General features: G+C 64.8%; 19 protein-coding genes. 5 read left to right on the forward strand and 14 right to left on the reverse strand.

From position 1 onward, the window contains the following. Positions 1 to 29 precede the first annotated feature (29 nt). Both Q0K00_RS02930 and Q0K00_RS02935 read left to right on the forward strand, forming a co-directional pair. Positions 30 to 1,016 carry a lysylphosphatidylglycerol synthase transmembrane domain-containing protein gene (locus Q0K00_RS02930; protein ID WP_297227239.1) on the forward strand — a complete coding sequence of 329 codons (987 nt, stop codon included), beginning with the start codon at positions 30 to 32 and terminating at the stop codon, positions 1,014 to 1,016. Beyond that, positions 1,013 to 2,701, forward strand: a complete 1,689-nt coding sequence (locus tag Q0K00_RS02935; protein WP_297227241.1) for a hypothetical protein — start codon at positions 1,013 to 1,015, stop codon at positions 2,699 to 2,701. The genes Q0K00_RS02930 and Q0K00_RS02935 overlap by 4 nt, the downstream gene beginning before the upstream one ends. Positions 2,702 to 2,937: 236 nt before the next feature. Here Q0K00_RS02935 and Q0K00_RS02940 read toward each other — a convergent pair whose 3' ends face one another. The 3 genes from Q0K00_RS02940 to rfbF form a co-directional block, all read right to left on the reverse strand. Continuing rightward, positions 2,938 to 3,480 carry a dTDP-4-dehydrorhamnose 3,5-epimerase gene (locus Q0K00_RS02940; RefSeq protein WP_297227243.1) on the reverse strand — a complete coding sequence of 181 codons (543 nt, stop codon included), beginning with the start codon at positions 3,478 to 3,480 and terminating at the stop codon, positions 2,938 to 2,940. A 7-nt stretch (positions 3,481 to 3,487) separates the two neighbouring features. Then, a complete protein-coding gene (rfbG, locus tag Q0K00_RS02945) occupies positions 3,488 to 4,606 on the reverse strand; it encodes a CDP-glucose 4,6-dehydratase (RefSeq protein WP_297227245.1) in 1,119 nt (372 codons plus the stop codon). A 103-nt stretch (positions 4,607 to 4,709) separates the two neighbouring features. Further along, positions 4,710 to 5,474 carry a glucose-1-phosphate cytidylyltransferase gene (gene rfbF / locus Q0K00_RS02950; protein WP_297227247.1) on the reverse strand — a complete coding sequence of 255 codons (765 nt, stop codon included), beginning with the start codon at positions 5,472 to 5,474 and terminating at the stop codon, positions 4,710 to 4,712. Positions 5,475 to 5,699: 225 nt separating this feature from the next. Here rfbF and Q0K00_RS02955 point away from each other — a divergent pair, with 225 nt between their 5' ends. Further along, positions 5,700 to 6,329, forward strand: coding sequence for a hypothetical protein (locus Q0K00_RS02955; protein ID WP_297227249.1), 630 nt, complete (start codon positions 5,700 to 5,702; stop codon positions 6,327 to 6,329). A gap of 197 nt (positions 6,330 to 6,526) precedes the next feature. On the opposite strand, the gene Q0K00_RS02960 is transcribed toward Q0K00_RS02955, so the two are convergent. From Q0K00_RS02960 to Q0K00_RS02980, 5 genes are all read right to left on the reverse strand, one after another. After that, positions 6,527 to 7,723, reverse strand: coding sequence for an MFS transporter (locus Q0K00_RS02960; protein WP_297227251.1), 1,197 nt, complete (start codon positions 7,721 to 7,723; stop codon positions 6,527 to 6,529). 199 nt (positions 7,724 to 7,922) lie between these two features. Further along, positions 7,923 to 8,486: a tetratricopeptide repeat protein gene (locus Q0K00_RS02965; protein WP_297227253.1), complete on the reverse strand. Its 564-nt coding sequence runs from the start codon at positions 8,484 to 8,486 to the stop codon at positions 7,923 to 7,925. A 714-nt stretch (positions 8,487 to 9,200) separates the two neighbouring features. Continuing rightward, entirely contained in the window at positions 9,201 to 9,911 is a 711-nt protein-coding gene (gene cmk, locus Q0K00_RS02970) for a (d)CMP kinase (protein WP_297227255.1), read from the reverse strand. Beyond that, complete coding sequence (hisC, locus tag Q0K00_RS02975) at positions 9,908 to 11,041, reverse strand: histidinol-phosphate transaminase (protein WP_297227257.1); 1,134 nt, start codon at positions 11,039 to 11,041, stop codon at positions 9,908 to 9,910. Before hisC ends, cmk begins: the two co-directional genes overlap by 4 nt. A gap of 75 nt (positions 11,042 to 11,116) precedes the next feature. Continuing rightward, a complete protein-coding gene (locus tag Q0K00_RS02980; protein ID WP_297227259.1) occupies positions 11,117 to 11,569 on the reverse strand; it encodes a universal stress protein in 453 nt (150 codons plus the stop codon). A 224-nt stretch (positions 11,570 to 11,793) separates the two neighbouring features. Here Q0K00_RS02980 and Q0K00_RS02985 point away from each other — a divergent pair, with 224 nt between their 5' ends. Beyond that, entirely contained in the window at positions 11,794 to 12,300 is a 507-nt protein-coding gene (locus Q0K00_RS02985; RefSeq protein WP_297227261.1) for a hypothetical protein, read from the forward strand. A gap of 581 nt (positions 12,301 to 12,881) precedes the next feature. On the opposite strand, the gene Q0K00_RS02990 is transcribed toward Q0K00_RS02985, so the two are convergent. The 6 genes from Q0K00_RS02990 to Q0K00_RS03015 form a co-directional block, all read right to left on the reverse strand. Further along, positions 12,882 to 13,673 carry a 4Fe-4S dicluster domain-containing protein gene (locus tag Q0K00_RS02990; protein WP_297227263.1) on the reverse strand — a complete coding sequence of 264 codons (792 nt, stop codon included), beginning with the start codon at positions 13,671 to 13,673 and terminating at the stop codon, positions 12,882 to 12,884. A 306-nt stretch (positions 13,674 to 13,979) separates the two neighbouring features. Next, entirely contained in the window at positions 13,980 to 15,476 is a 1,497-nt protein-coding gene (locus tag Q0K00_RS02995; RefSeq protein ID WP_297227265.1) for an NADH-quinone oxidoreductase subunit C, read from the reverse strand. 4 nt (positions 15,477 to 15,480) lie between these two features. Then, complete coding sequence (locus Q0K00_RS03000) at positions 15,481 to 16,995, reverse strand: proton-conducting transporter membrane subunit (protein ID WP_297227267.1); 1,515 nt, start codon at positions 16,993 to 16,995, stop codon at positions 15,481 to 15,483. Between the two features lie 21 nt (positions 16,996 to 17,016). Then, on the reverse strand, positions 17,017 to 17,640 hold the full coding sequence (locus tag Q0K00_RS03005) for a hydrogenase-4 component E (RefSeq protein WP_297227269.1): 624 nt from the start codon (positions 17,638 to 17,640) through the stop codon (positions 17,017 to 17,019). 10 nt (positions 17,641 to 17,650) lie between these two features. Next, on the reverse strand, positions 17,651 to 18,586 hold the full coding sequence (locus Q0K00_RS03010; protein WP_297227271.1) for an NADH-quinone oxidoreductase subunit H: 936 nt from the start codon (positions 18,584 to 18,586) through the stop codon (positions 17,651 to 17,653). Further along, positions 18,583 to 20,604: a proton-conducting transporter membrane subunit gene (locus Q0K00_RS03015; protein WP_297227273.1), complete on the reverse strand. Its 2,022-nt coding sequence runs from the start codon at positions 20,602 to 20,604 to the stop codon at positions 18,583 to 18,585. Before Q0K00_RS03015 ends, Q0K00_RS03010 begins: the two co-directional genes overlap by 4 nt. Before the next feature lie 400 nt (positions 20,605 to 21,004). Here Q0K00_RS03015 and Q0K00_RS03020 point away from each other — a divergent pair, with 400 nt between their 5' ends. After that, entirely contained in the window at positions 21,005 to 21,829 is an 825-nt protein-coding gene (locus tag Q0K00_RS03020) for a TatD family hydrolase (protein ID WP_297227275.1), read from the forward strand. Positions 21,830 to 21,986: the final 157 nt, after the last annotated feature.

Genomic DNA, 21,986 nt, shown 5'->3' on the forward strand with positions numbered 1-21,986 from the left:
ATCAGCGAGGCCGGATGACGCGAGACGCCATGAGTAGACCAAAGATCCTGACGACGCTCCTTTCCCGTCGCGGACTATTTTTCCTTCTGCAGACATCCGTCAGTCTGGCAGCCCTGATCTATGCTCTGGCGGGGGTGGACCTGCCGCTGCTCTGGGCCGCGCTGCGCGGCTATGCGCTCTGGGCCGTGGGGCTTTCCCTGTGTGCGGTGGCGCTGGACTATGCCTGCATGGGGCTGCGCCTGCACAACCTGCTGCCGGGGAGCGTCCCGTACGGCCTGAGTCTCAAGGCCGTGCTGCTGTGCGTGGGCTATAACAACATCCTGCCCGCCAAGGCCGGGGACGCCATGAAGGTCTTTTTCCTTGCCCGAAAGACCGGCAGGCCCCTGCTCGACATCAGCTCCATCGTGCTCTGGGAGCGGCTGCTCGATGTCCTGTCCCTGCTTTGCGTGGCCTTGCTGGCCTATACGCTGCTGGGCACAGGACAGCGTCTGCTCCTGCCGCTGCTGCTCGTGCTGGGCGGCGGCTGTCTCTTTTTCTGCCTTCGCTGCTGGTCGGCATGGTTCCATGCCGCGTATGCCCGTTTCTTTCCGGGCCGCATGGCCACGCTCTGCGCCCGTCTGCATGATCAGCTCATAGACGGCATCTCGCTTCCCCGCCTGGTGGGCGGTTTCCTGCTTTCCCTGTGCATCTGGAGCTGTTATTTCGCCAGCTTCGTCATATCGCTCCGTCTGGTGGCGGGGCTGCCCCTCGACGGTGCACAGATGCTCACGGTCTTTGCCGTGACGTGTCTGGGCATGGCCATCCCTTCCTCGCCGGGCGGCCTGGGGGTCTTTGAAGGGGCCATGGTGCTCAGTCTTTCCTGGTTCGGCGTGGAGCAAAGCGCCGCGCTGGGGATCGCGTTGTATACACATGCTCTGCACTTCCTCCCCGCCGCGCTGGCGGCGCTCCTGCTCAACAGCAGCCGGGGCTTCTGGACGGAAACGGCCCGGCCGGCGAGAGCGGCGGAGGATATATGAACAAGACGACACGATGTGATCTCGCGGTGGCGCTGGGGATCCTGCTCTTTGCCGTGCTGCTGCATTACGGCAGGATGGGCGCTTCCATCGACGGCGTATGGCTCTCCACCGATTCGGCCATGTACGCTTCCATCGCCGCTGCCTACGGCCATCCCGAAAAATTCGCGCATGACTTCGTCTACGGCGTGGAAAGCCAGTACCTCACCCATGTGACGCCGCTGGTGCAGCTCGTGGACTGGCTGGCGTCGGATGACGGCAATTACGGCATCGCCTATCTGCAGGTGACCGGCCTGAGCGTATTCCTGCATTACATCGCCTTCTATCTCCTGGGCATCCTCTTTTTCCGGGAACGCTGGAAGGCGCTCATCTTCACCATACTCATGGGCCTGTGTTACTGGACGCCCTGGGGGACCTACTGGGGCGCGGGCTACGTCGATTATACGCCGCGCAGCCTGTTCAATGCCCTGTATGCTCTGCTCCTTTGCGTCTATTTCCCCATCCTGGACAAGCCGCGCTGGTGGCCGCTCTTCATGGCCGCGCTGGGCGGGCTCGTCTATGTGCATTCCATCAGCGCGTTACCGGTGGCGGCGGGCCTGTGGCTGGGCTTTGCCGCCAGTCGTCCGCAGGGCTGTCCCCTCTGGCGCCATCTGGCGCGTCTGCTGGCCACGGGCGGCTGCTTCCTTGCCGTCATGACGCCCTATGCCCTGACCTACACGCACGCCTCGGGCGTCAGGCTCGGCCCGGAAGATGTGGCGTTCATGGATCATATCCTGAGGACGCGTTTTGACATCGAATATGCCGAATATCTTTACGGCATGGGCAAGTTCCTGCGTCAGTACACCCTGTTGCCGGTCATCCCTCTGGCGCTGGGGGCCACATGGCTGATCTTTCGCCACGGCACGCCGCGCGAGAAGCTTTTCGGCAAGCATATCTGGCTCTGGGTAGCGGGCGTCTATGTGGTGATCCTCCTGTTCGTGCTGGATCAGGAGCTCTCCCGGGCGCTGGGCCGTATGCATCTGGAGTTCGACCTCGTGCGGGTCCACCGCTTCCTGCCGTTTTTTGCCATGTGCCTCATCTTTCTGGGGGCCAACATCCTGTGGCGACGGGTGGCCATGCAGGCGGGACGTCCTTTCTGGCAGCGGACGGCCGCGTGTCTGTGCTGCCTCGGGCTGGTGATCGGCTTTTTCTGCGGCGGCCAGCAGGATCTGGCGCGCAGCGCCCTTGCCTGGTACTGGAACCGGCTCGATGCGGAGCGCTATGAGGCGGCGTACGGCCCATTGCTGCGGCGGGCGGAGATGGTAAAGGCCGTCAGCGAGCATACCCGGCCCGGCGAGAGCCTTTTCTTCCCGGGTGAGGATCAGGCCATCCGCTATAATGCGTTGCGCCCCCTGACATACGGCTGGAAGGATGCCTGCCTGTTGTATTATGCCAAGGGCATCGCTCCGCTGCATCAGTGGGAACGCATCGAGGCCGCGCTCAAAACCTCACCGACGGCCTATATCGACGTGGCCCTGTCCACGGATCCGGACTATCTCCTGAGCGAACGCCCGCAGGACCGTGCGCGCCTGGAAGCGGAAGTAGGCCCCGTCATCTGGGAGAATGCTCGCTACTTGCTGGTACGCAATGACCATAAGCTGGCGGGGAACGGCGTCACGGCCACGGAGAAGACCATACGACCGCGTTGACGGGCCACCGCGTCGCCTGCTCTCCGCACAAATATAGTTGAACGCCCGTCCCTCAGCGGTACGGGCGTTCTTTTTGAGCATTTTCAGTTTGAAACGCTTTGCGGTCCAAACTATCCGGCCTGGTGTTTCGCGGAAAAAATGCGGTCATTCCGCTCATTTTGGGGCGGCTCTGTGCCGCCCTCTGCTTTATCCGCGTCAGTGCTCAGTCTGCGGCTGAGGAAGGGCCGCAGGCGGCTTCATTTCCAGGTATAAGGGATGTGCGGCGAGTCCAGCGGCGCGGTCTCGCTTTCGGCAGGGTCGTGCGGCATGTCCGCTCCGTTGCAGAGCAGGGCGGGCGCATCCCCCACGGCGGCAAAGGCGTACCAGACGCCCGGAGGTATGCGCAGCAGGGCATAGGCATCGGGGCGCCCCAGCTCCAGACGGCAAAGCACGCCCTGCGTGGGCGACTGGGCCCGGTCGTCATAGAGCGTCAGGGCCATGCGTCCACTGGGTACGGCAAAGTGCTGGGTCTGGCGGCTGTGGCGTTTCCATCCCTTGATGTGGCCGGGGAGCACTTCGGAGAAGTAGACTTCTCCCAGATGCAGACGCTCGTCGGCTGCCGGAGCATCCGGGCAGGGACAGCCGGGGCGCAGGGGCGCAGCCGCCTTGAGCATGTGCAGCACAGCGCCGCCCGGCGTATCGATGATGCGCAGCGGCAGCAGCCAGGCGCCGTCGATGCCGATGCCGCGCGGGGTATCGTCGGCCGGTGCGGAGGTGGAAAGCGTGATGACCGGAGGCATGGCCGACCTACCTTGCCCAGAGTTGCTGCCGCTGCTCGGCGGCATTGCAATAGGCCGCGATCTGTCCGAGGCTGAAGTCGAGCAGGGAGGCCCCGGCCTGCTTGCCGCCCTCGCCGCGATAGAAGCGATGGTACCATTCAGCGGTGAAGCGGATGGTCTCCTCAAAATCAAGGGTGGCTTTCCAGCCCAGATGAGCGAGGGCCTTGTCGCAGCAGAGCTTGAGCAGGGTGCATTCCTTGACGCCCGCCTGCGCCTGCGGATCGGTCTCGCTCACGAAGCCGGGCCAGTGGGTCGCGAGGGCCGCCACCACTTCGGCCACGGTATTGTTGACATCCGCGGCGGGGCCGAAGTTGTAGGCCTGACCGCGTACGGCAAAGGGGCCTTCGCGCAGGCCCAGCAGATGGGCCCCCAGCCACAGATAACCGGAAAGCGGTTCCAGCACGAGCTGCCACGGGCGCGTGGCCCAGGGGCTGCGGATGCGCACCGCCCGTCCGTCCGCCCAGGCGCGGGCGCAGTCCGGCACGATGCGGTCCAGCGCCCAGTCCCCGCCGCCGATGACGTTGCCCGCCCGTGTGGTGGCGCAGGCCGGGCCTTCGCTGCCGAAAAAGCTCTGGAAGTAGGAATGGGCGATGATCTCCGCGCAGCCCTTGGAGGCGGAATAGGGATCGTAGCCGCCGAGGTGGTCGGTCTCGCGATAGCCCCAGACCCATTCGTCATTGCGGTAGCATTTGTCCGAGGTGATGAAGACCGCGGCGGCCACGGACGGACATTGCCGCAGACCTTCCAGCACGTTGAGCGTGCCCATCATGTTGGCTTCAAAGGTCAGCGCCGGTTTGTCGTAGGAGAGGCGCACCAGCGGCTGAGCCGCCAGATGGAAGACCACCTCCGGCCGGAATTCTTGCAGGGCGCGGCTGACGGCGTCCCTATCGCGGATGTCGCCGCGATAGTCCCGCATGTGTTCGGCAAGGCGGGCGGCTTCAAAGTGGGAGGGGGTGGTGGGCACGCCATCGGCAAAGCCCGCCACTTCCGCGCCGAGACTGATCAGCCAGGCGGCAAGCCAGGAACCCTTGAAGCCGGTGTGGCCGGTTATGAAGACCCGGCGCCCCTTGTAGCAATTGGCAAACATGTCGATCCTTTGCGTCGTACGCGACGGCCTGCCGCACGCGGTGGCACACGGCAGGCCGGTAGATGTCCGGGGAAGGGACAGGACGGCAGGGCCGCCTGCGGCGTCAGATCCAGAACGCCTTGCCCGAATCCCAGAGTTCATTGAGCTTGAGGGAATCCCGCAAGGTATCCATGCACTGCCACTGTCCGGGGTGCGGATACATGGAGAGCTGCCCTTCGGCCGCCAGCCGTTGCAGAGGCTCCTTTTCCAGGTCGCAGGATTCGTCCTCGCTGAGGTAGTCGAGGAACTCCCGCTTGAAGACGAAGAAGCCGCAGTTGATGTATTCGTCGAGGACGGGCTTTTCTTCCCAGGAGAGGATCTTGCCGTTCTCGTCCGTACGGACCGTGCCGAAACGGGAAGGCATACGCACGCCGGTGAAGGTGCCGATGGTGCCGGACTGCTTGTGGAATTCCACGAGCTTGTCAAGGTCGATATCCGCCACGCCGTCCCCGTAGGTCACCATGAAACGGTCGCCGTCGATATGCCGGGCCACGCGTTTGAGGCGTCCGCCCTTGAGGGTCTCCTGCCCGGTGTCGCAGAGGGTCACGCGCCAGTCCACGATCTCCGTGGGATGGGCCGTGATGTCGCCGTTCTTGAGGTCCACGGTAAAATCCGTGTTGCGGATATTGTAATCATGGAAATACTGCTTGATGACTTCGCCCTTGTAGCCGAGCGGCAGGATGAAGTCCTTGTAGCCGAAGCGGGCATAAATGGACATGATGTGCCAGAGCACCGGGCGTCCGCCGATCTCCACCATGGGTTTGGGTTTGATGGCCGTTTCTTCGCGCAGGCGCGTTCCCTTGCCGCCGCACATGATGATGACTTTCATTGTGCCTCCGTTGAGTGCCGTCCCATGTCCGCGACAGGCGGACTGTCGGCATGTCCCCCTTGTAGCAGAGAGCGGCGGGGAAAAAAAGCCCCGCCCGTCCCCGCCCGCCGCCGGGACCGTCGGGGACGGGCGCCCTGCCGGGCCTTGCAATCCCTGCGGCCTGTGCTAGCCTGCACACAAGCCGTCTCCCCTCATGACGAGGGGAGCATACCCAAGGAGTGCCTTATGTCCTTCTTTCATCGTCGCGCCAGGGTCCTGGTCCCGGCGCTGAGCGCCCTGGTGCTGGCTGCCTGCATGACCTCCGGTCCGGAAAAGACGCTCGGCGCGCTGGCGGATGCCCTGAGCGCCAACGACAGCGCCGCCTTCATGGCCAATGTGGATCTGAAAAGCTTTTCCGCCAATGAGATCAGCAACATGACGCAGGAAAGCCGGGGACTCAACATGCTGGACTCTCTGGGACGCCGTCTCGGCATCGGCGGAGTGGACAAGATGCTCAACAGCATCGTGGATGTGGAGAACGATCTGCGCCAGCATTTCAACCGGGGCGTCAGCACGGGCGAACTTATGGCCGACTGTCGGCAGGCCGAGACGCCGGACTGTCCGTGGGTGCCGGAATCGCTCAAGAAGGCGAAGATGGTGAAGATCGACGAGACGGCCGCCGTGGCTTCCGTCACCACGCCCACGGGCATGACCTCCTGGCTGGCGCTGCGCAAGCAGGGCGAGAACTGGCAGGTGGTGGGGCAGGCCGTTCTGGAGGATACGGCCCGCAAGTATGCGCTGGGCAAGGCCGCCGCTCCTTCCGGCAAGACGCAGAAGCCGGCCGCGCAGGATAAGCCCGCGCCTGTGGATATTTAGAGCCTTTTGCCGTTGAAAAGCAAAAGGCGAGGCGGCGTCACAGCGCCGCCCGGCCCAGATCGAGCGGGAAAACCACGCTTCCCGCGTAACGTCAGACCGCAAGGTTTGAGGCGTGAAGCGCTCCCAACTGAGAAAGCTCCATCGTGTGCCGTCCGAAAAATGTTTTTTCGGACGGCACATGTTTTTCTGATCCGACATCAGGCATGTTTGCGGTAAAGGCCGCGGCTGTCCACCCAGAGCCAGCCGAGCAGCGTGCCCAGCCCGGCCAGACAGGCCATGCCGCCCATGGCCGCCACGCTGTCCGGCCAGAAGGACAGGCCGCAGAGGAACATGGAGGCGCTGCCGAAGAGCAGGCCGCCGCTGTTGATGAGCGCCGTCATGGTGCCGGTATCCGTGGAAAGCTGGTTGAGCATGAGCACGGTGGAGGGCGGCCGGGTGGCGCTGGAGCAGAAGCTGATGGGCGCGCACCAGAGCGCGAAGATGACGGGATGCCAGCGGCCCATGCACAGCAGGCCCAGGCCGGAGAGGACAATGAGGCCCAGAAAGACGGTGAAGAGACGGCGCAGGGGCCAGTCCGCGAACCAGCGCCCATAGCACAGGGGGCCCAGCAGGCTCATGCCGGCATTGATGGCGAAAAAGAGGCTGTAGGTCTGGGGCGACAGGCCGAAGAGCCCCTGATAGATGTAGGAGGAGACCGCCAGAAAGGCCATGAAGGGCATACAGACGGCGGAAAAGATCAGCAGCAGGCTGCGGAAACCGCGTTGGCGCAGCACATAGCCGATACGTCCCATCATCCGACCCAGACCGCCCTCCGTCCGCACGAGGAGCGTTTCCCGCAGCAGCAGCGCGCCGCCCCCGGCCAGCAGGCCGCAGGCCGTCAGGCAGACGAATATGCCGCGCCAGGAGGTGAAGGTCAGCAACAGGCCGCCGATGACCGGCGCCAGCATGGGAGCCAGGATGGTGATGGTCTGTATCCAGGTGATGACCCGCGCCATGACCGGCCCGCGCAGCACGTCCTTGACGATGGCCAGGGACATGGCGCTGATGCCGCCGCTGCCCACAGCCTGTACGCCCCGCCAGAACAACAGGCTCTCGATGGAGGACGACAGGGCGATGGCCACGCTGGAGACGACATAGAGCGCGGCCCCGAGCAGCAGCACGCGCCGCCGTCCGGCCTTGTCGCTGTATGGCCCCCAGAACAGCATGGAAAGGGCGAAGAGCAGGAGGAAGCAGCTGATGCTCAGGCTGGACAGAGCGTCCGTCGTATGGAGCGAGGCCGCCATGCTGGGCAGGGCCGGGAGGTACATGTCTGTGGAAAGGGGAGCAAAGGCGCTGAGAAAGGCAAGATAGAAAATGAGCCAGCGGTTCCCCAGGGCAAAGGCTTTGCGGGGCATGGGAGATCCTTTGCGCGCTGCGGCCGTGCCGTCTGGGCGCTCTCTACGCAGCGCGGATTTGGGCAGGAGGCGGCGACAGCCGCGGGGCGGCAGGGCCGTCTGCCGAAAAAAAAAGAGATTTCCCGGCCTTCAGCCAATCCAAAGGCCGGGAAATCGTGTGGGGAGGGGAGTATGTACGGCGCTCGGCATCACGAGGATGCTAGGCGCTCAGTGTCTCGAGAAGGGAGCGGGCGCTCTCGTTTTCGGGGTTGTCGGTCAGCACTTTCTGCAGGAGCTCGCGCGCTTCATCCTTGCGATCGAGGGAGATGAAGCAGCCGGCCAGCGTGACGCGCATGGCTTCAGCCTGCATATCGGCTTCGATGGCCGCCTGGAGATAGGGGACAGCCTTTTCCACGCAACCGGCGGCATAGGCCGTGCGCACCATGCCGTTGAGGGCCACGATGCCGTCCTTGGCCATGTCCAGCGATTTGGCGAAGGCGTCAAAGGCTTCCTGCGCCTTGCCCTGCTCCATGAGCACGAGGCCCATGCCGCAGTAGGCTTTGCTGTCCGGCTCGACGGAAGCCGCCTTTTTGTAGAGCACCAGCGCGTTGTCCAGTTCGCCGCGCTGCACGGCGATGGTCGCCAGACCCATGAAAGGAGCGGAAATCTGCGGATTTTCGGTCAGCGCCTTGCGGTAGTATTTCTCCGCTTCGTCATAGTTTCCCATGAACAGGTAGCATTCGCCCAGTTCTTTGTTGATCTCGTAATCAAGCTGATTTTCCATGTGCTCCTCGTCCTGAAAAGGCTGATTGCGTCTGATTCGCTACGAACGCCCTTTAAATGCATGTCTCGTGCCAAAAGAAAATTATCCCGCTATTCCGGGGGGACTGAAAAACACAGTCATTTTTTGGGAAAAAAATGCCGTCCATTTTTTTGACACTTGGCGGTTTTGGGAGGGGTTCTTGTTGGGCATTTTTTTCCGCGAGGCAAAATTTTCCGATAGGAACCTGCTGAATTTTTTCAAAAAAGAGGAAGGATCTCACGACGGGGACAGCCCCGGCTCCAGACGGACCGGCACCTTCTGCCCAGTGGCGGGAGAGCTTCGCCCGGTCTGCCATGCGAGATCTTCTGGCACGAAAAAGGGGGCCCCGGCATGGCCGGGGCCCCCTCTGGTCGGACGCTAGAGCGGAGTCGCATTGAAATCGTGTCCAATTTCAATGCTGGCGCTTCACTCACACTACGGAAAAAGCGTGGTTTTTCCGTGTGTTCGGTTGCGGGTAGTCGCTCCCGCGACTACCAGAGCAATCCACATTTTCAATGTGGATTGCTCTAAAACATTTTGCCTGTGAAAACGGCAAAAGTCGAGGCGGCGGCACAGCGCCGCCCAGCAAAAAACAAGCGGAAAAAAACGCGCTTTTCCCGCGAAACGACAGGCCGTGCGGATTGTAACGCCAAGCGTTCCAAACGGAAGGCCGGACGCGATACCTTGCGGACGGCGTTACTGCCCATCGCCGTCGGCGTGCAGCAGGGCGGCGCCGCCGTGCACGCTCACGACGTGCAGCAAGGCCCCCAGCACGCCTTCGATGTCCAGCGTGGAGGTGTCCACCACCACGGCATCCGGCGCGGCTCGCAGCGGGGCAATGGGGCGGTTCCTGTCCATGGCGTCCCGCTTGCGGATCTGCTCCGTCAGCTCGGCCAGATCCGCCGACTGTCCGCGCGCTTCCAGATCACGCAGGCGGCGCAGGGCCCGGACTTCGGGGCTGGCGTCCAGAAAGAACTTGAAGCGGGCCGTGGGAAAGACCACCGTCCCCATGTCGCGCCCTTCCACCACCAGCGGCCGTTGTCCGGCCAGGCGGCGCTGCGCGTCGCGCAGGTAGGCGCGCACCAGCGGCACCTGTCCCAGCCGGGCGGCCAGCATACCGACCTCCTCGGTGCGGATCTCGCCGCGCACCGGCACGCCGTTGCAGCAGATGCGCGTGGCGGAGCCGTTGCCTTCCAGCGAAAAGACGTGAGCGGCGCAGGCGGTTTGCAGGCGATCCTCTTCCCACGCGTCGGCTCCGTCCCCCAGCCGCAGGGCCAGGCAGCGGAACATGGCCCCGGTATCCAGATAGGCGATACCGAGGCTCTCGGCCATGCGGCGGGCCAGCGTCGTCTTGCCGACGCCCGCCGGGCCGTCCAGCGTCACCACGGGCAGCGGAGCGGAGGTCATCGGCTCTCTCCCAAAAAGTCGCGCAGCAGAGAGATGAAGCGGGCATTCTCTTCGGGCGTGCCGACGCTGACGCGCAGATGTTGCGGCAGGTCATAGCTGTTGAGCGGGCGGATGATCAGGCCGCCGCGCAGCAGCGCGTCCACGCAGGCCGAGGCTTCCGCTCCTTCCGGCAGGCGGAACATGACGAAATTGGCCGCGCTGGGCCAGACGGTGCAGCCTGCAGCGGCAAGCTCACGGCTGAGGTACTGCCGTCCTTCCCGTACCGTGCGCAGGGTGGCCTCCCGAAAGGCCATGTCCTCAAGGGCGGCCAGACCGGCCTCTTCGGCCAGCAGATTGACGGAGAACGGCAGCCTGGCCCGCCAGCAGTACTGGGCCAGCGCTTCGGGCAGGACGGCATAGCCCAGCCGCAGCCCGGCCAGTCCCCAGCTCTTGGAGAAGGTGCGCAGGATGGCGACGTTGTCCGGCAGGCAGCCCCCGGCCAGCAGGGAGGACTGGCGTTCGTCCGCCTCGCCGTCCTCCACGAAGTCCATGTACGCCTCGTCCACCACCAGCAGGCAGTCCGGGGCGCGCCGGGCCAGTTCGGCGGCCAGATGCTCCACCTCCGCGCGCGGGGGACAGTAGCCGGAGGGATTGTCCGGCGTGGTCACGAATACGAGGCGGGTGCTGTCGTCCACAAGGGAGAGCAGGGCCTCGAAATCGAAGCTGAAATCCTCGCGCAGCGGCTGACGGCGCACCTCGACCCCGCAGATGTGCCCCTGTATGGGATAGATGGAGAAACACGGCGAGAAGCAGGCCAGCGAATGCTTGCCCGGCACGAGCAGCACACGCAGCAGCAGGTCGATGATCTCATCCGAACCGTTCCCGACCACGATGCGCTCCGGCGCAACCTTGTGCCAGCGACCGAGAGCGGCCGTCAGGCGCGGGTTGCCGCCCTGCGGGTAGCGGAAGCTCGACGCGGCGGCACGCTGCACGGCCTCGCAGACCAGCGGGGAGGTCCCCAGCGGGTTCTCGTTGCTGGCCATCTTGATGACTTGCGTCAGACCGTATTTTTCCTTGATTTCGGCAATGGATTTGCCGGGGACGTAGGCCTTCAGGCCCAGAATGGCCTCTCGAACGGGGGATGTATACATCTTGGCTCCCATGCAGCCGGAAAAAGCGGACAAAAAAAGGGCGCGACCGTGAGGTCGCGCCCATGAAGGCAAGAACTATTCTTCTTCGTCGGTCGGGCGGATGGTCAGCACCGGCATGGAGGCGTTCTTGACCACCTTTTCGGCCACGGAGCCGAACAGGATGCGGTCGATGCCCTTGCGGCCGTGGGTGCCCATGACGATGAGGTCCACCTTTTCCTCTTCGGCGCGGCTCAGGATCTCTTCAGCGGCATAACCGATGAGCACATGGCCCTTGGCTTCCACACCCACGAAATTTTCCGCCACGAAGGCTTCCATGGACTTTTCGGCCCCGGAAACAATCTCGCCCACGAAGTTCTCGATAGTATTCGGCGGCACATGGAAACCCACATACTGGCTCAGCGAGGGGGCCGTGTACACGACGATGATGCTGGCGCCAAGGCCCTTGGCAAGCATGGTGGCGTATTCGGCCACGGACCTGCTGTGGTCGGAAAGGTCGACAGCGCAGAGAATCTTCTTGATTTCCTTCATGATATGCTCCAGTGCCCATTCCGGCTCTTTCGTGGGAGAGCTGTCCCGGCCGTGCCGGAACCGGCCGTGACGGCTTCATCTTCTTGTGGTTTTATAGTAGAGTCTTTTCCGGCGTTAGACAAGTCCTGCCGTCTGCCGGTCCGGCACTGGGAAAAAAACGCCGCTTTTCCCTCTGGAACGCTTATTGCAGAAAACTTGGGCGAACGCCAACCCTGGAGGCGACCATGAAGGTTAACAACACATCAGTCGAAGCGTTGCTGCAGCAGCAGGAGCAGGCGGCGATCCGCCGCACCGGCGGCGACAATGGCGCATTTGAAGCGGCTTTGGCTCAGGAACTGGGCATGAGCGAAACTGCCGGCACGGCGGCCATGCCCCCCATGCCGGGAGCCAATCGTGCCGGTCTCATCAGCCGGATGCTGCTGGGCGACACGGAAGAAACTTCCGCGTCGACGCCGGATGAAGCCGTTTTCGAGGAAGCTTTTTCCCAGGCTTCCGGCGCGCTGGATCTCTGGGATTCCTACACTCAGGCGCTCGGTTCCTCCCGTGCCGAGTCGTCCCTGCGTGATGCCTATGCCCTGCTCGAGGGCATAGACACGACGGTCTCCAACCTGCGTAAGGACACGTCGAGTCTGCGCGGCCAGAATCCCGGTTTCGATTCCCTGCTCAACGAGCTGGAGATCTTGACCACCACGGAAAAGATCAAGTTCAACCGAGGCGATTACCTCGTCTAAGCAGGGCGTTCCTTGCCGAAGCCATCCTTGGCGGCAGGTTTTCCCCGTAAGGGAGAGGATGCCGCATGACGGCGGGATGGAGTCGGATAGAGACGTGGGGAGAACGGCTTTTTCAGAATGCCCTGACAGGTTTCGCTGAGAAAAAGGCTGCGGAGGTTTCCTCCACAGCCTTTTTTCGTATCCAGGAGAGCATTTTCTGTTAGAGCAATTCCACATTGAAAATGTGGATTGCTCTGGTAGTCGCGAGAGCGACTACCCGTAACCGAACACACGGAAAAACCTCGCTTTTTCCGTAGTGTGAGGGCAGCGCCAGCATGGAAATAGGACACGATTTCAATGCGAATCCGCTCTAGAAGCGCTGCGCCATCCAAGCCATACGGCCTGACGTTTCGCGGGAAAAACGTGGTATTCCCGCTGGGTCTGGGCCCGCCGGCTCGCATCATGCCGTTTTCAACGGCGAAAAGCGCCTGCCGTTTTTCGTCGGACTCGTCCGACGTTTGTCTGACGCCGTGATCGACGGAAGCTCGGGGCGGATTTCGCCGTGTCTTTTAGCGGTGTCAGTCTCCCGACATCCGGGGAGTTCAGGCCGTCCAGCTGGCCGTATCCGTCCTGGCCCGCAAAAGGCCGTCCAGGATGCTCCACGGGTGGGGCGGACAGCCCGGCACGAAGACATCCACCGGCAGCAGCTCTTCCAGACCGTTGCCGCATTCCTCATTGTCCCGGAACAGACCGCCGGAGATGGCGCAACTGCCCACGGCCACCACCAGTCTCGGTTGCGGCGTCGCGCCGAAGGTCGCCAGCAACCCTTCCCGCATGTTGCGGCTGACCGGCCCGGTCACGGCAAGCCCGTCGGCGTGGCGGGGCGAGGCCACCATGTCGATGCCGAACTTGCCGAGGTCATACACGAGAGTGCCCAGCACGTTGATGTCCGCCTCACAGGCATTGCAGCCCCCGGCGCTGACCTGACGCAGCTTGAGCGAGCGGGCAAAGAGACGGCCGGAGCGGCGTGGCGGCGTCAGCGGACGGGGCACGCGGGTCAGGATAAGATCCTCCCGGCAAAAGGTCGCCAGATGATGGTCGCCGGTAAAGCGGATGCCTCCCTGCGGGCAGGCCCGTGCGCAGGCCCCGCAGAAAAGGCAGCGTCCCATGTCCAGCGCCGGGCCGCTGTCCGCGCCGCCGGGGCCGGGGGCATCCGGCGAGAGCAGGCGGATGGCCCCGGTGGGGCAGGCGTCCGCGCAGGCGTGACAGTCGCCGCAGGACACGGCAAGGATCTCCGGGCGTCCCGGATAGCGGGCGGGCAATCCCGGCTGCACGCGGGGGTAGTCCAGCGTGCGGTATTTCTGGTGCAGGCGTTCTTTGATGATATGCAGCATTGGCGTACCGCCTTGAAGAACGTGAGGGTTGAAAAAGGTTGTACAAAAGCGGCGGAGCCGTATTCCCCTTCCCCCCAAGCCCCATCCCTTCCCCAGCGCGCTTTTATCAAGAAAAGGCACAGGGAGCGAGGCAAGCCCGTCTCAAGGGCAAGGGGAGTTTGTACGGATGACTTTTCTTATTTTAGTAAACTAGTTGTAAAATTTATGGTAATATGCCCGGCGCGACGCAGGAGCCTTACAGGCATCGACAGCGGAGCGAGGGGTTCACCTTCCCCCCAAAATAGCCTGCATTCCCCCTGACAGCTCCTACAGGTCATGGCCGCAGTAGGAGAGGTTGAAACTCTTGTTGCACAGGGGGAAGTCCGAGATCTGCTGGCCGCGCAGGGCCGCTTCCAGTCCGGCCCAATTGTGGAACGAAGGATCGTAGATCTTGTAGCAGGCCAGCCGCCCCTGTGCATCGGTGATCCCCACATGGCAGATCTCCCCGCGCCAGCCTTCCACCTGCGCCACGGCCAGCCGCCCGGCGGGCAGGCGGTCCGGCAACGGCTGGCAAATGGCTCCCTCGGAATGGGAAAGCGCTTGTATGTCGGTACAGGCCAGATCCACCGAATCGGCCAGTTCCCGGCTGCGGACGCGGGCGCGGGAAAGCACGTCACCGCCCTTTTCCACCCGGATCTGCGTCTCGCAGAGCGGCAGGCAGGAAAGGGGCGCGTCGAAACGCGCGTCGCGGGCCAGACCGCAGGCTCGTGCCGCCACGCCCACAAGACCCAGCGTGCGGGCTGTATCGGCGCTGATCTCGCCGGTCTCCTCCAGCCTGTCCATGACGCTGGCCGACGCGAACATGACCTTCACCGCTTCCCGTACGTCCCGCCAGCAGTGGCGCAGACGATCGAAAAGGCGGGCGCACAGGTCGGCATCCACATCCGCCGATACGCCGCCGGGGCAGACCCAGTTGCGCCCGAAGCGATTGCCGCAGATCTCCGCCGTCAGATTGAGGAAATCTCCGCGTATGCGTCCGTTCCAGGCCGAGGTGGGCAAAAAGCCTGTATCCCCGGCGATGGCTCCCAGATCGCCGGTATGGTTGGCCAGCCGTTCCAGCTCCAGTCCCAGACGCCGCAGTCGGTTGGCGCGCTCCGGTACGGTGACGCCCGCCAGCCGTTCCAGCAGGGTGGCAAAGGCCGTGGCGTGTCCGATACTGGTATCGCCGGCCACGCATTCCATGAGGCGCGCATGAGCGGGATGCGGACCGCCCAGCAGGCGGCGCTCCACGTCCCGGTGCTGGAAACCGAGACTGATCTCGAGGTGCATGACGTTCTCGCCGTAACACTGGAAACGGAAATGCCCCGGCTCGATGACCCCGGCATGTACCGGGCCCACGGCCACCTCGTGCACTTCCTCGCCGTCCACGCGGTAATGGGTGAGCTGGGCCGGGCCGGGCCGCTCGCCGGGCGTGGCGGTCAGGCAGCCGTGCGGCACGAAGCGCACGGGCTTGAGCCACGGATGCCCCTCCGGGTGGATGTCCCACTGTTCCCAGAGTTCGCGCTCGAAAAGATGCGCCTGCGGACAGTCGGGCGTCAGGGAGGCGTACCGCGTCAGCGGAGCGGTGCGCATCACCCGCAGGGAGCGTTCCCCGCTGTGGGCGACGATGGCGCAGAGGCCCGTCCCTCCGTCGTCGGGCAGACCGAACAAGGCCAGCAGCCGTCCGCCGTCGCGGACCTGTTCCAGCACTTCCCGCCGCAGGCCCTCCACGGGCATGACGGGCACGTCGGCCAGGGCAACGGATTGCTCGTAGTCAAGGACCATGGTTCTAGCCTCCTATGAGCGCGGCCGCGCGGCGCAGGATGTTTTCAAGCCAGACGGGCGTATAGACGCCGAGGCAGAGCACCAGCACGCCCAGGCAGAGCGGCGGCAGGACGCTGCAAGCGCTTTCCGGTTCGGCGCGCTGCATGTCGCGCGGGCGTGTGCCCTGCACCATACGCAGCACCGGGATGGACATGCCCACAAAGATGACGGCCAGCGCCAGCAGATAGCAGGTGGCCACCAGCCAGCGGCCCTGACTGAGAATGCCCTTGAGGATGAGGAATTCACTGACGAACAGGCCGAACGGCGGCGAACCCACGATAGCCAGGAAGCCCGCCGTCCAGAGCGCGCCGGTCATGGGCATGGTCCAGCGCAGGCCGCGTACGTCGTAGCTGGACAGGGTATGGTAGCGGGTCAGGATGTTGCCGGCCAGCAGGAAGAGCATACACTTGGTCAGCGAATGTCCCACCGCATGGAACATGGCCCCGAAGACCGCCGAGCCGCCCAGCCCGATGCCGAGGGCAAGGATGCCCATGTGCTCCACGCTGGAATAGGCCAGCAGACGCTTGTAGTGCCCCTGTCCCACGATGAAGGTGGCCGCCGTGAACAGGGAGACGATGCCGAAAAAGACCAGCAGGCCGCCGCTGAAGTCGCCCAACCCAGCCGCCAGCATGATCTGATGGCCGCGCAGGATGCCCAGAAGGGCGCAGTTGAGCAGGGCCCCGGACAGCAGGCCGGACACGAGGGACGGGGCCTGACTGTGGGCGTCCGGCAACCAGTTGTGCAGGGGAGCGAGCCCCATTTTCGTGCCGTAGCCCACCAGCAGAAAGACGAAGGCCGCCTGGAGCCAGGGCGACTGCACGCCGTAGAAGCCGCTCGCCCGCACTTCCCGCGCCATATCCACGAAGATGCCCACCTGATCCAGTCCCTCTTCCATGACGAGGCCGGGCCGGTAGAAACCGATGGACAGCAGCAGGTTGCCGATCAGGGCCAGCGCGATGCCCACGGAGCAGATGATGAGGTATTTCCAGGTGGCTTCCAGCGATTGCTGATGCCGGTGGAAATAGATGAGCGGCGCGCTGGCCAGGGTCGTGCCTTCTATGCCCATCCAGAGCGCGCCCAGATGGCGGGTGGTGGTGACCAGCGTCATGGCCGCCAGAAAGAAGCAGAGACAGGCGGTGAAGCGGCGTTCCGGGGCATTGGTGAAGGGATGGCCGTCCTGAAAGCCCGTACGTTCGCCCTTGAGGGCCTCGTCGCGCAGATAGCCCACGCCGTACCAGCTCGCCGCGCAGAACAGCGTGCTGGCCAGCGTCAGGAAGAGCACGCCCACGGCGTCCGGCTCCATCAGGCCGAAGAAGGCGGAGGGCGTCTGTCCGCGTCCCACGGCCAGCAGGGTGAGCAGGCTCAGGACAAGATGCGTGACGGCCACCAGCAGGAGCAGGCCGCGCCGTACGGTGCGGGACGGCAGCAGCAGGGTCAGCAGGCCCGCGCACAGCGGAAAAAGAAAGAGAACCTCTAGCATGGCAGTCTCCGTCCGGCGGCACTAGTCCCGGAGATTGTGGAAGCGGTTGACGTCGATGGACTCAAAGGTGTCGCTGATGTGATTGATGGCGATGCCCATCACGAATACCGCCACAAAGATGTCCAGCAGCAGGGTCAGCTCGAACCAGATGGCCCCGGCGCTCATGAGCGGGATGCCCAGCAGGAAGATGCCGTTTTCCGCCACCAGATAGCCCATGACCTGCGAAAGCGCGGTGACGCGCCCCACCACCAGCACCAGTCCGCAGAAAAGCGTGGTCAGGGCCGCGGGCAGCAGCAGCGGAGGAAAGAGGCCGGGCGGCATGGGCAGGCGGCCTTCCAGCCAGAAGGAGAAGAGCAGTCCCCCCATGCCCGCCAGCACGGCCCAGCCGTAGCCGAAGCGGGGCCGCAGGTGCGGTTCCGCCCCGATGCGCCGCCGGGTGCGGTTGAGCAGATAGGGCAGGATGCCCCCCTTGATGATCAGCACGGCGGGCGCGAGCAGGATGTGGTCCAGCGCCAGCAGCACGCCGGCCAGCAGCACGCCCTGGAGAGTGATGAGCCGGATGAGGCTGCGCAGGCGGTCCACGCCCAGCAGAGCGAGGTTGTTCAACGTCAGCACAAGGAGCAGCAGTTGCAGGAGACCGGTCATGGCAACCTCGTCAGCGGATCTGGGTCAGGATCAGGGCCAGAGCGGCCAGCACGCCCGCGCCGCCCAGCAGGCGGGGGACGGAATACATGCGCAGGCGGGCCATGACCGACTCCACCACGCCCACCAGCACGGCCATGAGCAGGATGGTCGCCAGCCAGCAGAGGGCCTGCGCCCACCAGGGAGAGAGGTCGGGTATCAGTATGCCTGCGGGCAGGGCCGCGAAGAACCAGAGCTTGAGCGCGGAACCGTACAGGATGAAGGCAAGATTCGGCCCGGAATGATCCAGGATCATGACTTCGTGGATCATGGTCAGCTCAAGATGCGTGTTGGGGTCGTCCACCGGGATGCGGCAGTTTTCCACCAGCAGCAGCACAAAGAGCACCACCGGCACGAAGAGCAGTTCGGAGCGGCCCAGCAGCCATTCCGTGCCGGGGCGTCCGCCCAGCATACCGGAGAGGGACAGGTGGTTTTCCAGATGCAGCGCCCCGCCCACGCAGGCCAGGGCCAGCAGACAGCAGAAGAGCACAGGTTCGGCCAGCGCGGAAAAGGTGGCCTCGCGGCTCGCGCCCATACCTTCAAAGGAGGAACCCGTATCCAGCGCCGCGAGGATGACGGCAAAGCGTCCCAGCCCCAGCAGGTAGGCGGCCAGCAGGAAATCCCCCTGAAAGGCCAGCGGCGAGGTGACGCCGCCCAGCGGCAGCAGGGCCAGCGCGCAGAGCGCCGTGGCCAGGGAGACCGCCGGGCCGAGCGAGAGCACGAAGCTGGCGCTGCGGCTGATGACCTCGCCCTTGCGCAACAGCTTGAAGATGTCGAAATAAAGCTGGAGCAGGGGCTTGCCGTGCCGTCCGGCGAACTTGGCCTTGACGCGGTTGATGATGCCCGGCAGCAGCGGAGCCAGCAGCAGCGCCAGCACGAACTGGACAAGGTAGGCGACGAGCGGACTCATGCGTGCATCCCCCAGATGAGCAGGGCCACAAGGGTGACGAGGATATACAGGATGTAAAGATAGATCTTGCCGTGCTGCACGATCTTCAACGCATTGCACAGGCGTTCGACGGCCTCGAAAAGCGGCGTGAACAGGCTGGTGCGCACGCGATCCGGCGCGGAGATGGTCAGCGAGGCCCTGCCGGGGAAGAGGCCGCCCCCGCCCTTTTCCGTGATCTTGAGGCCCATGACCGAGCCGAACAGGCGACCCAGCGGCTCGGAATAGGAGGCCTCGGTATACTGGATGCGCGGCGTGCCGAACTGGTAGCCGCAGCCCCAGGTCTCACGGCACTCCACGGGCCGCCGCCGCAGCAGACGGCAGCGGACGAGCAGCAGAATGGCCGTCAGCAGGACGACCGCGCCGCCGACGGCGGCGATGATGTCCAGGATGTGCCCCACCTCATTGACGGCGCGCGCTCCGGAAAGTTCGGCCAGCGGCGGCAGATGGGCCGCGATCTGGGCCGTGGGGGCCACCAGCTCGAAGCAGCGTCCGGCCAGCAGGCCGCCGCCCACGCAGGCCGCCGCCGGGAAGAGGAGCGGCCAGAGCGAGCGCCAGCCCGCCACATGGGGATGTTGTGCCGCCTCGCTGCGCGCGTCACCCAGGAAGGTGATGCCGTAAGCCTTGGTGTAGGCGGCCAGCGCCAAGCCGCTCACCAGACCCAGGATGACCAGCGAGAGCAGCAGGCCGAGCTGCAGCTCCACCGTGGGCAGGCTCGCGCCGTCCAGCAGGGAGAGCGCCAGCACGAATTCCCCGGCAAAACCGTTGAAGGGGGGCAGGCAGGCGATGGAGGCCGCGCCCAGCAGGAATAGCCCGCCCACCAGCGGCAGGCGCTTCTGCAGGCCGCCCAGACGGTTCATGGCCACGGTGCCCGTGGCCTGTTGCACCTCTCCGGCGCAGAGGAAGAGCAGGCCCTTGAAGGCGGAATGGTTGAGCATGTGGAAGAGCATACCCGCAAAGCCCAGCGTGGCGATCCACGGATGACCGCTGGCCGCGCCCAGCACGCCCGCGCCGATGCCCACCAGCATGATTCCCACATTCTCCACGCTGGAATAGGCCAGCAGGCGCTTGAGGTTACTCTGCGCCAGCGCCTTGAGGATGCCCATGAGCGCCGTGGCCAGCCCCAGCACCAGGATGCACCAGCCCCACCAGAGGGGCGCGTCCACCGGCTGGCCCAGGAAATCGAATCCCCGCAGGATGCCGTAGAGGCCCGCGTTGATCATGGCCCCGGACTGGAGGCCCGCCACATGGCCGGGGGCCGCCGGATAGGCTTCCGGCATCCAGACATGCATGGGCGCGATGCCGGATTTGGCCCCGAAGCCCAGCAGTCCCAGCAGGAAGAGGGCGGACGTGTAACTGGAATGTTCCTGCGCGGCCAGCACCGCGAAATCCGTGCTGCCGCCCACCTGCCAGAGCAGGGCGAAATAGGCGATGAGCAGCACGGCCCCCAGATGCGCCGCCACCAGATAGATCCAGGCGGCGTCCCGCACCTTGCGGTCGCTGTCGTCAAAGTCGATGAGGAAGAAGGGCGCGAGGGACATCACTTCCCAGGCGATGAGGAAAAGCACCGCATCCCGCGCGGCCAGCACCACGGCCATGCCCGCCACCAGCAGCACATAGAAGAACCAGTGCGCCGCCAGATTGTGCTCCTCCGGCCGGGTCTTGCGCAAGGAGAGGCCGCCGGAAAGGGCGCAGACGGCTCCCAGCCCGAACACCGGCAGCAGGAACAGGCGGGTGAGGGGATCAAGCCCGAGGGAGAACTCGCCCAGCGGCAGCCCCCAGGTCAGGCTGAACTGGAGGATCAGTTCCCACGGCCCGCTGAAGACGCCGGCCAGCCCCAGACCACAGGCCGCCACGACGCAGCCCGGTCCCAGCACATTGGCCAGTCGCGTCACGCGCATCGAAGGCGGCAATCCGGCCAGCACCAGGAGCGCGACGGCCGCAACGCCCAAAAGACCTATTGCCAGAACAAACAAGGACATGCCCACACTCCGCGGAGAGGTCCATGCCGCCGACGGCCCGCCGTCGCGGCGTCCGGGCGGGGGAGGGGCCCTTTGGCAAACGGGCCGCCTTTCCCCCTTACCCTTTCCCAAAATCTTTTCCCGGCCGATGCCGAACGACGACGGGGCCGGGCCCGTCCGCCGCGCGTGCGTTTCCCGTCCGCCCGCGGCAAAAGCGCCGGGCCGGGAACGCCATGCCGTCTCGGGAGCGCGGTCAGGATGTCCCTGTTGCGCGCCCTGCATACGGCGCGCACACCATACGCCGAATATCCACCGTATGCAATGTCCGTCCGGCGCTGTTTTTCCGGCGGTCGCGGTCCCGCTTGCCAGTCGTGCCGCGCCCTGCTACCACTGGGCAGCACAAGCCGAGGGAGAGGAAAGAATGTCTCACAAGAAAGTACAGCGCACGGACCCGTTGACCCTGAGCCTGCCGCGCGTGGGCGTGGACAGCCATGCCCACCTTGCCGGCGGCGAGTTCGACGCCGACCGCGAGGAAGTGCTCGCGCGGGCGGCCGCCTGCGGGGTGGCCCGCATCGGCAACATCTTCCTGGAACCGGCGGCCTTTGCCGAACAGAAGCGCGTGTTCGACGCCCATCCCGAAGTCTTTTTCGTGCTGGGCATCCATCCCTGCGAAGGACAGACGTGCGACAAGGCCGCGCTGGAGCTCATGCGGCGGGCCTTTGCCGACGAGCCGCGCCTGCGCGCCGTGGGGGAGATCGGTCTTGATTTTTATTGGGACGACTGCCCGAAGGAATTGCAGTATCAGGCCTTCCTCCAGCAGCTCGATCTGGCCCGCGAGCTGGAAAGACCCGTGGTCATCCATTGCCGCAACGCCGAAGAGGAGACGCTTGCCCTGCTGGAAGGGCGCGGCTTTGTGGACTATCCCCTGCTCTGGCACTGCTTCGGCGGCGCTCCGGCACTGGCGCGGCGCATCGTGCGCAACGGCTGGCACATCTCCATCCCCGGTCCGGTGAGCTATCCGGCCAATGCGGCCCTGCGCGAGGCCGTGGCCGTCATCCCCGACGACCGCCTGCTGCTGGAGACCGACAGTCCTTATCTTTCCCCGGTGCCGTGGCGCGGCAAGCGCAACGAACCGGCCTTCACCGTCTTTACCGTGCGCCAGATGGCCGAGGCGCGCGGCGTGTCCCCGGAAGAGCTCTGGCAGCTCTGCGGCGACAATGCCCGCCGCTTCTTCGGTCTGGAGTAGGGCGAAGGCGGCTTTTTCGTTCTTTCTCTTTTTCGTTGGATAGCGGCTTCAGTCCGGCATCCGGGCGTGGTAGCCTGCGCGGCTGGCGGCAGGGGGGGGGGGGGGGGGGGGGCGGGGCCTCCCCCCCCCCACCCCCCCCCCCCCCCCCCCCCCCCGC

This window comes from uncultured Desulfovibrio sp. (genome assembly GCF_944327235.1).
Taxonomy (GTDB): domain Bacteria; phylum Desulfobacterota; class Desulfovibrionia; order Desulfovibrionales; family Desulfovibrionaceae; genus Desulfovibrio.